1 protein-coding gene is annotated in these 985 nt (G+C 50.5%); it reads right to left on the bottom strand.

Going from position 1 to position 985, the window contains the following annotated elements; all coding sequences use genetic code 11:
• Window positions 1-71: 71 nt before the first annotated feature.
• Window positions 72-985: TolC family protein (locus R7O13_RS24795; RefSeq protein ID WP_318304927.1), on the bottom strand; the 914-nt coding region annotated here is incomplete at its 5' end.

Below are 985 nucleotides of genomic sequence, written 5' to 3'. Positions count from 1 at the left end.
TCTAAGTGGCCTCTTTTTAACCGATTTAACGGCATCCGTTATGATGCAAAGGTGTGCGGCTTGTAAGAAACCTAACCTTTGGCATTCGTTTCGTGTTGTGCTTCTGGTTGTAGCGTCCAATCACCACCAAGTGATTTGTAGAGCGCAATCGTAGCTTGTGCGGTTTGTAACTTTGCTGCGACTCGCTGATCTTGCATCATGCGTTGCTGACGTTGCGCATCTAAAACCGATAAGTGATCAATCAAGCCAGCTCGGTACAGTGACTTAGCTTTGTTGACGGCGTTATTGGTGGCTTTCAATGCATCATCGATTCGGCGCTGATTTTCTTGGCTGCGACCATAAGCAAACAGCGAGGATTCGGTTTCTGCCAAAGCCGACTCGACCGTATGTTGATAAGACAATGTCGCCGAATCAAAACGCGCTTGGTTGATGGCTTCAATTGCCTCGCCCCGCCCCCCATCGAACAAGTTCCAGCTTACGCCTGCCGCGCCCATCCAACCGAAAGAATCGCTACTGAAAAGATCGTCAAAGCTTGACGCAGACAACCCCGGAGCGCCCGTCAAAAAGAACTTCGGATATTGATCAGCAACGCTTGCTGCTAACTCTTCATTGAGCGCGGCCATTTCGCGCACGGCTAAGCGAATATCGGTACGACGTTTCAACAGATCGGAAGGTAAACCGACCGGCACCATGTCCTGCATGACAGGTACACTATGCTGCTTAGACAGGCGAATTTCGACTTGCGTTAGCGGCTCACCAAGCAATACTGCTAAACGATGTTTGTGCGCTTGTTGTGCAATTTCTAACTGCGGAACGAGCGATTCCATCGCCGCAAGTGTGGCCTTCGCTTGGGCTAAATCGAGATCAGAACCGTAGCCGCTGCGCACGACTTTCTCGACGAGGTCGAGTGTACGTCGTTGATCTTCTAAGTTCGACTTTGCCAACTCAAGGCGCTCGCTTGCACCTTGGTATTGCAAGTAGTTGT

The sequence above is a fragment of the Vibrio sp. Y176 genome (assembly GCF_033438945.1).
Note: the sequence above shows the minus strand (reverse complement) of the source record. Positions and strands in the feature narration are given on the sequence as shown.